This window comes from Planctobacterium sp. AWM4_229 (assembly GCF_056160305.1).
Window position 1 is genome coordinate 137,613 of sequence record NZ_JBSWWX010000006.1, and the last position, 13,883, is coordinate 151,495.

At 45.9% G+C, this 13,883-nt stretch carries 10 protein-coding genes; 6 read left to right on the plus strand and 4 right to left on the minus strand.

Annotated elements, in window-relative coordinates; genetic code table 11:
- Positions 1–157: 157 nt before the first annotated feature.
- The 6 genes from ACXAGP_RS14550 (at position 158) to ACXAGP_RS14575 (ending at position 9,545) form a co-directional block, all read left to right on the plus strand.
- A complete protein-coding gene (locus ACXAGP_RS14550) occupies positions 158–1,252 on the plus strand; it encodes an efflux RND transporter periplasmic adaptor subunit (protein WP_475262290.1) in 1,095 nt (364 codons plus the stop codon).
- A complete protein-coding gene (locus tag ACXAGP_RS14555; protein ID WP_475262291.1) occupies positions 1,252–4,392 on the plus strand; it encodes an efflux RND transporter permease subunit in 3,141 nt (1,046 codons plus the stop codon). Before ACXAGP_RS14550 ends, ACXAGP_RS14555 begins: the two co-directional genes overlap by 1 nt.
- Positions 4,393–4,415: 23 nt before the next feature.
- Positions 4,416–4,991, plus strand: coding sequence for a glutathione S-transferase family protein (locus ACXAGP_RS14560; RefSeq protein WP_338291310.1), 576 nt, complete (start codon positions 4,416–4,418; stop codon positions 4,989–4,991).
- 5 nt (positions 4,992–4,996) lie between these two features.
- Positions 4,997–5,392 (plus strand): SMU1112c/YaeR family gloxylase I-like metalloprotein, encoded by a 396-nt coding sequence (gene gloA2, locus ACXAGP_RS14565; RefSeq protein WP_475262292.1) that lies wholly within the window; start codon positions 4,997–4,999, stop codon positions 5,390–5,392.
- 204 nt (positions 5,393–5,596) lie between these two features.
- Positions 5,597–5,986: a DUF1842 domain-containing protein gene (locus ACXAGP_RS14570; protein WP_475262293.1), complete on the plus strand. Its 390-nt coding sequence runs from the start codon at positions 5,597–5,599 to the stop codon at positions 5,984–5,986.
- 241 nt (positions 5,987–6,227) lie between these two features.
- Entirely contained in the window at positions 6,228–9,545 is a 3,318-nt protein-coding gene (locus ACXAGP_RS14575) for a ligand-binding sensor domain-containing protein (RefSeq protein WP_475262294.1), read from the plus strand.
- Positions 9,546–9,552: 7 nt separating this feature from the next.
- On the opposite strand, the gene ACXAGP_RS14580 is transcribed toward ACXAGP_RS14575, so the two are convergent.
- From ACXAGP_RS14580 to ACXAGP_RS14595, 4 genes are all read right to left on the minus strand, one after another.
- Positions 9,553–10,566, minus strand: a complete 1,014-nt coding sequence (locus ACXAGP_RS14580) for an acyltransferase family protein (protein ID WP_475262295.1) — start codon at positions 10,564–10,566, stop codon at positions 9,553–9,555.
- A gap of 84 nt (positions 10,567–10,650) precedes the next feature.
- Positions 10,651–11,559 (minus strand): hypothetical protein, encoded by a 909-nt coding sequence (locus ACXAGP_RS14585; RefSeq protein WP_475262296.1) that lies wholly within the window; start codon positions 11,557–11,559, stop codon positions 10,651–10,653.
- 144 nt (positions 11,560–11,703) lie between these two features.
- On the minus strand, positions 11,704–13,257 hold the full coding sequence (locus ACXAGP_RS14590) for an adenylate/guanylate cyclase domain-containing protein (protein ID WP_475262297.1): 1,554 nt from the start codon (positions 13,255–13,257) through the stop codon (positions 11,704–11,706).
- Between the two features lie 29 nt (positions 13,258–13,286).
- A complete protein-coding gene (locus ACXAGP_RS14595; RefSeq protein WP_475262298.1) occupies positions 13,287–13,880 on the minus strand; it encodes an HD domain-containing protein in 594 nt (197 codons plus the stop codon).
- Positions 13,881–13,883 lie beyond the last annotated feature (3 nt).

A 13,883-nucleotide genomic window follows, 5' to 3' on the forward strand; every position in this document is an offset into this window, starting at 1 on the left:
CGCAACTGAATTCACGCGGTTGCGTTTTGTCACACTTTTTGTAAGGTTTTTGACCAATTTTTGATAGTTTTTCTGGTCAATTGCCTTAAAATGATCCCTTGTATTTCGTTTTATCGCCTTCTCTGGCGATGGTTTCTATTGTTCGCAAGGATTGTTCATGTCTGCTTTGATTACCCGGTTTCGTCAACAGCCTGTTTGGCTGGCATTAATTATTACCTTATTTCTTATCCTATGGATTGTATCTGGCATGGTCTCTGGGCAGACCGAAGGGCCGGTTAAAGAACAGCATGAGGCACCGCTGCAAAAGGTAGAAGTGACTACTTTTGTGGCAGACAGGGTCAATAAGGAGGTTTCGGTATATGGCCGTACTGAACCAGACCGAGAGGCTGTGCTCAAGGCCGAATTTGCTGCACAAGTCATCGACATTTTGGTGCCCGAAGGTAGTAAAGTAGAAAAAGGTGCGCTGCTATTCAAATTAGATGAAAGAGATCTGCAACAGCAATTGCGCTCTGCCGAGGCAACCGTTACTCAAAGAAAACTGGAATTACAGGGCGCAGAATCATTAAAACAAAAAGGTCTGCAGTCTGAAGTTAATATCGCTCAGGCGATGGCCAATTTAGAATTGGCAAAGTCACAATTGGTGAGTTTGCAAATCATGTTGCAAAACACAGAGATAAAAGCCCCCTATGCCGGGGTATTAAATACCCATGAAGTGGAAATTGGCGACTATGTCAAAGTCGGTGATCCGGTAGCCACTTTAGTAGACCTCGATCCTTTAGTCATCAGAGCGGATGTCACCGAAAATGATGTTGCAGCCTTACGCAGAGGCCAGGCAGCAATGGCCCGATTGGTTTCAGGGCAAAGAGTGGCAGGTGAAGTGCGCTATATTGCTGCAGTCTCTAACGAGGGTACCAACACCTTTAAAGTAGAAGTGGCCGTGCCCAATGCCGAGGGGCAATATCTGGCGGGTATGAGTACGCAACTTATTATTCCGTTGCAGGAGACATTGGCAGTACGTGTTACTCCTGCCGTGATGTCACTGGATGAGCGCGGTGAGCTGGGAGTGAAAACCGTGGATGAAGACGAAACCGTGCACTTCGTGCCCATTGATATGGTGAAAAGCGATAGCGAAGGCGTTTGGTTAAGTGGCTTAGGACCTCAAGCTGACATCATTACATTAGGGCAAGGCTTTGTGCGTGATGGTGACAAAGTGGAAGTCGTGCGCGCTTCTGATATCGCACAGGTGAACTAATGCGAGGTTTAATTTCTTCTTTATTAACGCGCACCCGAACGGTGCTGATGATCTTCCTGTTGCTGTTGATTTCAGGGACGGTGACTTATATCAATATTCCCAAGGAATCCAACCCCGATATTCCTATTCCTTTTATTTATGTTTCTATTGTGCATGACGGTATTTCACCGGAAGATGCTGAGCGCATGTTAGTTAAACCTATGGAAAAAGAATTGCGTTCCATTGAGGGGGTGAAGGAAATGACCGCCAATGCCGGCGAAGGTCACGCCAGTATCACTCTTGAGTTCTTGGCGGGAACAGATTCCAAAGTGGCATTGGCAGATGTGCGGGATAAAGTGACTGTGGCCCGAGGCAAACTGCCTTCTGACAGTGAAGAGCCCACGATTCACGAAGTTACGATGGCAGGACAGCAGCCCGTGGTGACAGTGGTGCTATCGGGTGAAGTCAGCGAGCGGGCTTTGATTAGCTTAGCCAGAGAGCTGAAAAACCGTCTCGAAGGTATCAAAGAGGTGCTGGAAGTTGAGGTAGGCGGGCAACGTGAAGACCAGGTGGAAATCATTGTCGATCCACTACTTCTGGAAAGCTATGGACTGGATCAGAATGACATTCTCAATCTGCTTTCTCGCAATAATCGCTTAGTACCTGCGGGTACATTGGATACTGGCGCAGGAAGTTTCGCTGTAAAAGTGCCGTCGGTTTTTGAAACCGTGAAAGATATTTTTGAGCAACCCATTAAAGTAGAAGGCGACAGGGTGATCACCTTCCAGGATGTGGCCACCATTCGTCGTGCCTACAAAGACGCTAACAGTTTTGCGCGGGTAAACGGCAGTGCCTCGGTTTCCCTGGAAGTTAAAAAACGTCCCGGCGAGAACATTATTGATACCGTAGCAAAAGTAAAAACCATGATCGGCGCGGCCCAGCAAACCGCACTTTGGCCCAATAGTGTAGAGGTGGCTTACACTGGCGATCAAACCAAAGATGTATTGATGATGCTCAGTGATTTGCAAAACAACGTTAGTACTGCTGTGCTTTTAGTGGCGATTGTCATTGTAGCGATTTTGGGGATACGTACAGCTACCTTAGTGGGTATCGCTATTCCGGGCTCGTTCCTGACAGGAATACTGCTGATTTCACTGTTTGGCTACACCCTTAACATGGTGGTGTTGTTCTCCCTGATCATGGCGGTAGGTATGCTGGTGGACGGTGCCATCGTGGTGACCGAATACGCCGACCGATTGATGAGTGAAGGTGTGGACCGCAAACAAGCTTATGCCCGGGCGGCGCAGCGCATGGCGTGGCCAATTATCGCTTCAACAGCAACAACATTAGCCGCATTTGCACCGTTAATGTTTTGGCCAGGCATGATGGGCGAATTCATGAAGTACTTGCCCTTTACGCTTATTGCGACCTTGTCAGCATCATTACTTATGGCACTGATCTTCGTGCCTACTTTAGGCACCATAATTGGCAAACCCCGCTATGTGACTCCTGAAGCTAAAGCGCAAATGATTCAGGCGGAAGAGGGCGATATCCGAACTCTGTCGGGCTTTACAGGGAAATACGTGCGGGTATTGGACAAGCTAATCTATCATCCATGGAAAGTTTTATTGGCGGCGATTGTTATCGCGGTTATGTCTTACACTGCTTATGGCGTTTCCGGTTTGGGGGTGGAGTTTTTTCCTCATGTAGACAGCCCGGGTATCAATATTAATGTGCGCTCACACGGCGATTTATCTATTTATGAAAAAGATGCGGTTGTACGCAAAGTGGAAAATCGTTTGCTGGATATGGACGAAGTGGAAACCTTGTATGCTCGTACTGGCGGCGAGCAAGTGGGCTACCTGCGACTCAATCTTGTTGACTGGCAATATCGCCGTCATTCCGATGAGATCCTCACAGAGGTACAGCAGCGATTACGAGATCTACCCGGACTGGATTTGGAGATTACACCCGACCAGAATGGCCCACAAAGCGGTAAAGATTTGCAGATTCAATTGGCGTCTCGCTATCCGGAGCTGTTAGATGAAGCTGCTTTAAAAATTCGTCGTGCTCTGGATGCCAATGAAAGTTTCACTGCAGTGAGTGATACCGCTACTAAGCCGGGACTGGAGTGGATGTTAAAAGTGGAGCGCAGTGATGCTGCGCGCTTTGGTGCTGATGCCACCTTAGTGGGAAATACAGTGCAGTTCGTTACGGCAGGTTTGAAGATTGGCGAATATCGCCCCGATGACGTGGATGATGAAATTGATATTCGTGTGCGCTTTCCCGAGGAAGACAGATACATAGGCAAATTGGACGAATTGCGGGTGAAAACCGCCACTGGTCTGGTGCCAATATCTAATTTCGTGGAGCGCAAGGCTCAGCCCAAAACGGATCTTATTCGCCATATTGATAGTCGCCGGGTTATCCGTGTTGAGGCCAATATGGTGCCGGGTATTTTGCTGGATCAGGAATTACCTAGACTAAAAGAGCAGTTGCCCACTCTGGACATTAACCCCAATGTTGAGATCACCATCAAAGGACAAAATGAGCAGCAGCAAGAATCGCAGGATTTCCTGGTTAATGCCTTTCTGGTGGCATTATTTGTTATGGCGATTATTCTGGTGACCCAGTTCAACAGTTTTTATCAGGCATTTTTAATTTTAAGTGCCGTATTATTTTCCACTGTGGGAGTATTTCTGGGGCTCGCTATAGTACAAAAGCCGTTTGGTATTGTGATGTCAGGTATCGGGGTAATTTCTCTGGCGGGTATTGTGGTAAACAACAATATTGTGCTTATCGATACTTTTAATATCTTGCGTCGTGAAGGTATTCCGGCCATGGAAGCCATATTGCGTACCGGCGCGCAGCGTCTTCGTCCGGTGATGATGACGACTGTCACCACTATTTTAGGGTTGTTACCTATGGTATTGGAAATCAACATTGACGTTATCGGGCGCAATGTTGAGTTGGGTGGCCCTTCAACGCAGTGGTGGTCGCAGCTGGCGACAGCGGTTGCAGGTGGACTGGCATTTGCGACAGTATTAACATTGGTTTTGACACCTTGTCTGTTAGCGTTAAAAGTGAGAAGAGATTTGCGCAAGCAAAACACTCATTCCGCCAATAATAACGCTGACATGATGCCGCAAGTGGCAAAATAATTGGTTATTTGAAAGGAATAATAATGTTAAAACTTTACGGCTCTACGACTTCTCCCTACGTTCGCCGCATTCGAATGTTGCTGGCCAATGTTGAGCATGATTTTGTCAACATGCAGATTTTTGCTGGCAAAGATCGCGACTATCTGATGTCGAAAAACCCAACTCTCAAAGTACCGATGTTGGAGGATGGAGAGGACATTATTTACGACTCTCGAGTGATATTCCGCTATCTGGTGGAAAAGTACAGTTTACCTGCCTTAACCTGGCAGCAAGAGAACCTGCTTACTGTGATTGATTCCATCAATGATTCGCTGGTGCAATTACTGTTATTACAGCGTTCCGACATCGAATCCGACGATGACAAACTTTATTTTAAGTTGCAGGATGAACGAGTCAGCCACGCCTTCTCCCACCTGAATAACGCGGTTGAGCAGGGTGCTTTCAATCATTGGGAATATCCAGAAATTTGCCTGTTTTGCCTACTGGATTGGACTGCCTTCAGACAGCTTCACGAACTTGCCAGTTATCCGGCTTTATTGGAGTTTTTGAGTCAGCACAAATCCCGTATTGAGGCTTCTTCAACGGATCCTCGTGAGTAACTACAGTGCTCTCAGGTATGCATCATGTGGCGATAATCTGCAGTGATTACCGTCGCTCTAAATACTTTTATACGGAAGTGCTTGGATTGCGTGTTCTTGCTGAAAACTATCGGCAAGAACGAGACAGCTATAAGCTTGACTTGCTGCTACCTGATGGCACTCAAATAGAGTTGTTTTCCTTCCCGGAACCGCCATCACGTCCCAGTCAACCCGAAGCCTGCGGTTTACGTCATTTGTGTTTTCGCACTGAAAACCTGGAAGACAGTATTCGTCACTTGCAAGATCATGAGATAGAGGTTGAATCAGTAAGAGTAGACCCTTACACAGGCGCGCGTTTTACTTTCTTTCAGGATCCCGATGGTTTGCCGCTGGAGCTTTATGAAGTAGCCCGGCAAAAATAATAATATCTGCGCTTTGGCCTAATTCATTCGCCAATAGCGCACCTTCCGTACCTTTATTGATTCACCACATAAGCATAATTCAGGTCTGTAATCCCCTGTAATAACAAAGCTCAACTGGCTCAACTAGATTAAACCTGTCGCTTCGGCAAACACCATATCCAAATGCCGATGAGATGTAATTTAATTATTGATTAAGGAGTTATCATGTCAGATACAGGTCTTTACTTATTAAAGCTGGGTTTCAAACCTCAAGAAGGTATTGTTGGTGCAGGTTCAATGACGCTTGCTGTCACAGTGAATGCAGCAACAGGCGAATTACACGGCCAGGCACAGGGTACGGTATTGGAGGGGACTGAACATCCGCAAACCTTCAGTGCAAAAGTAACGGGTTCAATGCACAGCACAGGTTTTGGCACTATTGTAAAAGTCGGTGCCGTATCGGGTGAAGCGGCAGTGCCTTTCACGCCTCCAGCGATTGGTTTTTCTTCAGTACCTTTTGCGGCAAGCTTTAGCCTGGATGCCGACTGGAAAGGCGAAGGTCAATTCTCGCTAGGCAAAGAAGCCTACAAATCAGATGTATCTATGATCGACTAAACAATAAAATAATTGTGATTGCGCCGAACCAATCCGGTGCAGTCACATTGGAAACCTTGTTTGATTATCGAATCTTGCCTCATCCCCTCTTTTGATAAAAAATTACCCACTTTAAAAGTACCAGAATATATAGACTGCGCTAACTTCCTTCAAACTATGCTTGTTTTTAAAAGGGCGCTTTGACGAGACAATATCCGCTATCTATGATTGTTATTTGAGCGGAATATTACGGAATGTTTTGATGCACAATTGTGCGACAATTGGTTGGCTTTTTCACACTGTATTGAGACGTATCGTTTCTCCTTGTTTTTTTATTTCTTTTTGCCTGTTTATCCAAGAAGCTCGTGGCCAGCTCTCGTTTGCCAGTATTGGTGATGCTGAATTGATCCCCGATAATGTCGTTACTGATATTGCGCAAGATAAGCAGGGGTTTCTCTGGATAGCAACCGCTGCAGGTATCGTTCGCTACGATGGTTATCGGTTTAAGATGTTCGAATACGATGCCACCGATGAGCATTCTATTGGCGGTAATTTTGTGCGCAATATCAATGTGTTTGATGACGGTTCCGTATGGCTGTCGACAGAACCTGGAGGCGTTTCTATTTATCATCCAAAAACGGAAAAGTTTACCCGATTATTTAGCGAATCGTTTTTGTCAGATAATCCAGGTTTAGCCAGTGTTTCGCAAGTGATCAGGGGCGCAAAGGGTGAGTTGTGGTTAGCGACAAATTCCGGGGTATATGTAACCACCATCGATGGTGCGCTCTTGCATCATTACACGGTTAAAAATGGCTTGCCTCACAATGGAATCCGCGCATTGTTGAAAGATCAAAGCGGTTACGTTTGGGTGGGTACCCGAGCCGGACTGGCTCGCTTTAGTCCAGATAAGCGCCAGTTTGAGCCTGTGAAGGGCGACCTCTATTCCAAAAGCAATATTTATATTCGAAGTTTGTTCGAAGATGCTCAAGGCCGTATCTGGATAGGCAGTAATGCCTCAGGTGTGTTTGTTTTTGACGTTGAAAAGCAAGTATTTAAGCGCACCCTACTGGACCAGCCGGAGCAATATCAAAAGAACACTGTTTACGACATCTTTCAGGTGGATGAAAGACATCTCTGGATTGCTCGTTTTGGCGGTATCGACCATGTTGATGCCATCGGAGGGGCATGGATATCCAGAAGCATTCATGATCCCTCTGATAGTTTTAGCCTGGCCAACAATGATATTCGCACCCTGTTGAAAGATCAGTCTGGCATGATTTGGGTTGGTGGCTATGGAGGAGGAGTGCAACGCGTATTGGGCGTCAAAGACTGGCTCAAAACATTGCGTTTTAGCTTATTAAAAAATAATGCGTTAACAGATCCTAACGTCAGCAGTTTGATGGCGCGTGCTAATGGCGAAATCTGGGTGGGCACACGAGGCGGTGGTATCAACATTGTGAAAAATGGCCAGGGTGTTGTGGCACGGCATATCCCCGATGTATCTCAACCCGGCAAACTGCAATCTGGCTGGATAACGGCGCTGACTGAAGTCAGTAATGGTGATATCTGGGTGGGGGTAAATCCTGGACAGCTTTATCGCTACGATGTGAAAACCGATTATTTCCATCTGTATAACCAGGGACAGGGGTTGCCCAGAGTGAATGTCAGGGTTTTAAAACCTGCCAAAGGCGGCGGAGTTTGGATTGGTAGCAACTCTGGTTTATTGCGTTGGCAACCAAACTCTGAGCAGTTCGAACGTTTTACCACACCGGATGGCGAGTTAATGCGAGAGGGTATTAATGCGCTTATGGAGAATGACGACGGCGATTTACTAGTGGCCACCGGAGCTACCGGGTTATATCTGTTAGATTATGGAGCCAAACACCTTATCTCCCTCGATGGAATTGATGAATATGGTAGATCCCTGAATACCATTAGCATCTTAGGGATGTTAAAGGACAGTGAGCAGCGTTTATGGTTGGATACACCTGTAGGGATGCAGTTAGCTAACTTTGATGGTTCAGGTTTTATTACCCTACAAAATGTAAGTGAAAAAGCAGGCTTCGGTGGTCGCCCCATGGGAGCCAATCTATTGCAGGATAAGTTGGGTAGGATATGGAGCCCATCTTTTATTTATTTCCCTGCTGAACAAAAAATGCTACCACTGCAGCGAGCGGATGGCATTGATATTGGTACTAGTTGGTTTCGTTCCTACACTCAAACCGAAGACGGAACAATGCTGTTCGGCGGCAGTCGCGGGCTATTAAAGATTTGGCCCGAACGTTTTTCGATATGGGATTTTGAGCCGCCGATCGTGGCGTCTGAAGTCAGAGTCGATGGCCAGCATGTTAATGCCGGTAGCTTGATGGTAGAGGGGTTGGCATTACTTCCCGGACAACGCAGTTTCACCATTGAATTTGCTGCACTGGATCTATCTGCGCCGGAGAAGAATCGATATCGATATCGGCTAATTGGCTATGAGTCAAATTGGTCAACGGTTGATGCTACCAGGCGTATCGCTAGTTACAGCAACTTATGGCCTGGTGAGTACACATTTGAGGTGCAAGGTACTAACAGAATTGGGGCATGGAATGATAAGCCGCTGAGGTTTCCGGTTTATATTCGGGCACAATATTGGCAAACACCTTGGTTTATTGGCTTGTGCCTTTTCATTGCTGTATCACTGCTCTATCTTGGTTTTCGCATCAGAACACAATGGATTAAAGCCAGAGCACAGGCTTTGGAGGCTTTGGTTGAGGAGCGCACCCGAGAGCTGAGAAAGACCCAGAAAGACTTTATCGAACAAGAGAAAATGGCTTCCTTGGGGAGTTTGGTTGCCGGGGTTTCTCATGAAATCAATACCCCTATGGGAATTGCATTAACCGCGGCCACTGCGCTGGACGATGATGCGCAGAATCTGGATAAAAAAGTGCAGAGCAACCGCCTTAAGCGCAGCGATCTTGATAAGCACATAAACAAACTTCACTCCTCAAACAAAATTATTTTGAGTAGTCTGGAGCGCGCCTGTAGCCTTATTGCCAGTTTCAAACAGGTGGCTGTTGATCAAACCAGTGAGCAGCGCAGAGAATTTGAGTTAAAAACTTTATTAAAGGATATCGAACGGGCGCTCAATTCTTTGTACAGCAAAAAAGGGCACAAGCTCTTGATAGATTGTCCAGAGGACATTCAATTGAACAGCTATCCGGGGGCCTTGTTTCAGATCCTTACCAACTTGATAAACAACTCGGTTTTACACGGTTTTGGTGAAGATACCGAGGGCAACATCAGCATTACCGTCACTGCTTATGAAGCCAGTGTTTCATTGGTTTATAAAGACGATGGAGTTGGCATGACTGAAGAGGTAAAAAACAAAGCCTTTGAGCCGTTTTTTACTACACGCTTGGGAGTTGGTGGATCAGGATTGGGGATGCACTTGGTATACAATTATGTCTCGCAGGTCTTGGGGGGCAAGATATCCATCGAAAGCGCTCTCAATCAGGGCTTTACTTGCGCCATTCAAATACCGCTTGATGCACCCAACAAGGAGGATGTAAACACTTTCGCCGGAAAGCCTCAATAAAGACTGACTAAATACCTTTCATAAATCTACTTCTGATTAATTTTGCCGCTGATTGCTCCAGGCAATAATAGCTAATAGTTGCGACAGCGATGCTTAAACACAGAGAGAGTAGTAATTTAATTTCTACAGATAAGGACAGCTGGGCAACTTGAGATATCACGGGTAGATGCAATAAATATAACGAAAATGAAATCTTACCTAAAAAATCCCCCACTTTATTGGACAACAGAACGTTGTTATCTGGTACTAGAAATACAATGCTGAAAAATACACTACTCATAATCAATAACACCTCGTAACTTAGCCACATTCTGGTTTTTGCATCTGACGTAACAGGACTCAAGTCGGGATAAAGTAGCGGGATAAGTACTAAAGTCGCGACAAACCAATGACTCTTCATGTAACGTGGCATAGTCAGCCGTTTGTAATTCATTCCCATTAGCAACCCAATGAAAAAATAAGGCAGGCTTCGAATTACATTAAAAAGGTTATATTGGAGCCCATTCCAGTCACCATGAATTCTCGGAAAATTGACTAAAAAGATCAGGATAAGACTGCCGACAACCAGCAGATAAATAAAGCCGGGACGTCGACGCGCCAACGCCCAGAAAAGCAAAAAAAGCCCATAGAACTGAATTTCAGGCGAGATGGTCCAAAGAACACTTTCCCCATAAACAAATAGCAGGTGGGACAAAAGCTCTCCACCACTTTCTATTTCATAGAGCCATTCAAGTTGCCATTGAGTAAGCAAATAAGAGCAGAGCACCACGGTGAGGTAGAGGGGGAAGATGCGGCCGGCCCGGGCTAGCAGGTAACTACGTATATTTTGTGCACTGAAGCCTTTTTCAAAATATAAATAAGCCATCAAAAAGCCGCTTAACAAAAAGAACAGCATAACCCCGTATTGACCGGCACTACCACCCAACAAACCATCTAACCACTGAGTGGCGTTGCTGAAGTGAGTAACAAACACAATGAGTGCAGCCAGCGCCCTTAAGGAGTTGAGTTTGCGTATTTCCATGTTTCGCTTTTTTTCCTTTGCTCGAAACGCAAGGCTGCCGTTTATACCCCACCTGAAGTGACATGAAAAGAGAGATGCCAAAAGTTATCCTGGCCTAAGTTGTTCAATCACCTTAGCATCCACCCAAAAAACATCGATATCAGGAATGGTTTCAATTTTGCCATCGGGATTAGTCCATCGAAATTCTCCTACCTTGCGATTAAACATCAGGTACTTACCATCTGGTGTTACTTTGGCTCCAAATTCACCGGCAGAAGTATTGATATCGGGACCGAATTCAATGGCTTCGCTCCAGGTATCGTCATCCCGCTTAAAACTAATGAATAAATTGGCATTGCGAACCGAGCTATTGCGTTGTCCGTCCCAGATGATGTAGGACTCATCAGGGGCAATAAAAGGATGAACGTTGTATTGTCCTGTATTTATTTCAGGGGGGAGAGCAACCGGGGGGTGCTGTACGCCGTCTACACGCTGGGATATGCGAAGAATATTTGTGCCGGGAGTCATTTCGTCAAAAACCAAGGTGCCATTGGCCGAAGAGGTCAGACTCATAATGCGAAATTGCTCGAATTCAGCCCCCAAGCTTTGCAATTCTGACCAACCATCAGTTGTGCGCTGTTTGAAGCGTTTGCCCAGGTGCATTGTTTGGCCATCTGGAGAGATAAAGGGTTGGCCAATTCGAGGTGATAGTACTTCCAGGTGCCACTTATTGTGCCGTTGTTGGTAGACAACAAATTGTTGTTTAAGCTGCCCGTCGACTTCCACTTCATTGATGTGATAATAAGACTGTAGATCCGGTGAAAATACGCCGTTTACTTCCCATTTTTTGGTAGACACAATGCCAGGTGCAAACGTCTCTGGTACCATACCTGGAGGTTTTTGTCCCAAATAAGGGCCAGTTATATCTAGAGGTGCGGCCATCACAGCGCTAGCCGTTAACAAACTTGATGCCAACCAAAGTCGAAAATTTAAACCGAATTTCAGGTGTCTCATGGTTAATCCTTTGAAAGTTGAGGGTCCGATTGAAGGAACCACAAAGACTATCTAAAAAGAGGAAATAAACCTGACTGATGAGTGAGTTTATGCTGATTTTTCGCTGATTTGAGGACTGGTTCTTTTGCGGGCCTGAAATATACCTTAAGCGAGTGAATTTAAAAAATACATCTGCTGCGGCTGGTGGTTTTTAACCTCCAATGTGCCTCTGGATTCGGTAACAGCTTTATCGCCTAATAAATCTAAGGTGGCTTGGGAAATGTTGATTTTACCTGCGTTACTGGCGCTCTCCATACGCGCTGCCAGATTGACTGTGTTACCCCAGATGTCGTAGCTAAATTTGCGTTCGCCTACTACACCCGCCATTACCGGACCACTGTGAATACCAATACGGATATCAAATACACACAATCCTTTTGCAGGGTTTTCTACTTTTAGTTGTTCGCCGATTTCTAACATTTTAAAAGCAAATTGGGCGCACTTTTGTGCGTGTTGAGGGTCTCTCACTGGCAAGCCCCCGGCCACCATGTATGCGTCGCCAATGGTTTTGATTTTTTCCAGACCTGGCTCTCCTACCGCGCGATCATAGCGTTCAAAGTAGGCATTGAGGGAATCCACCAGGACTTGCGGCGATACACTTGAGGCAATGCGGGTAAAGCCCACAAAATCTGAGAACAATAAGGTGGCACATTCGTAGAATCGCGCTTCGGTTTTACCTTTTTCTTTGAGTTCTATTGCGGTGTGTTCCGGCAGAATATTCAGAATGATTTGCTCTGACTTTTCCTTTTCCACACATAACTCGCGAGTGCGTTCTTTAATGAGCTTGTCCAGCCAGGCATTTTTACCTAAGCGCTGAATGCGCTCCAAAACCAGGTCTGGATCCGGGCGCAGGCGAAAGTTGTCGCTGCGTTGTAACATAATCACTTTATCGCTGTGATCAATCAGTACCAGTGTGGGTAACAGGGTATCTTGTCCAAATCGGCCTAAACCGGGCAGTACTGCTCCTTCATGCACTAGCTTGTATTTTGACGAGAAAGCGAAATCAACATCCACCAGATAGTCACATTCCACATCGTATTTTGCCGCCAGTTTTTTCATTTCTTCATGGGGTTGGGTGCTGACAAAAGCCAGGTGAATACCCTCATCCTGGATTTGTTTGTAATGATGCATCAGCATGGCAATTTGCGTTGTACAAAAGGGGCACCAGTTGCCTCGGAAGAAATAAAACAAGACTGGCCCTTTGGCCAATTGCTTGCGGGTGACCGGGTTGCCGTCAGGATCATCAAACACGAAGGCCGGAAACTGATTACCTTCCTCCAGCCCCGTTAGTTCTAGCCTGAGCTTAGGCAGTACCATAGTTAACAGGTACACCATCACAAGGTGGAATGCGGTTATGGATACCGGGGCTGCGTAGTGATAAACATTATCCAGAATGCTCAAGGTTAGGATGGTAAAGCTGACAATGAGTATCAGCATTAAAGACTTCTGCATGGTTGGAGTTTCAGTGCGCTGCTTGTGGCTGTTCCACGCAGCATAAGCTGGAAACAGACAGTTTAGCAGCAGAAAACCCAGCCCGGACCAGGAAAACTGAAAATACAGCCATAACAAGAGCAGTGGACTGGTGGCATGACAAAGCAGCATCACGGGAATGATTAGGCTGCTTTTGATACGCTCTTTAAGTCTCTGCCCCTGTTTCATTTTTGCCTCTTAGATTACAGGTATATACTCTATTGGTTTTTTAGCCAACCTTTTGTCACGGCAAGGTCGATTTGCTCGCAAACATATTGCCATATCCCCGGAGCGATGCCTTCGAGGTATTGATTGCGTTTTAATACCTGAGATTTTTTCACTCCGTGTTTTGCCCAGCTGCCGCCGTCGTTTTGCATGTTTTGCAAAAGCGGAAGAATGCGATCCATAGCTTTGGCAAACCGTGCATCGGCGCTTTCAGCTGCTTCAAACTCCAACCATAAAGAACGGTATTCGTGGAATTGACTTTCAGGTAGCAGGCCAAAAATACGGTTAGCCGCGGCCAGCTCTTTATCGTGTTGTGCGTCAAGGTCGCCTTGTTCCGAAAAAGCGAAGGTATCACCGGCATCAATTTCAACGATATCGTGAATTAACAGCATTTTTATAACCCGCAGAAGATTCACATCTTCAGAGACATGTTCCAGTAAAATCGGAGCTAGCATGGCTATATGCCAGCTGTGTTCAGCGCTGTTTTCCTGACGGTTGTTATCGGTTTTTACCAAAGCCTGACGATAAACGGCTTTGAGCTTATCCAGCTCCAAAATAAAGTTGAGTTGCTTGTTAAGTGAATCCATTAC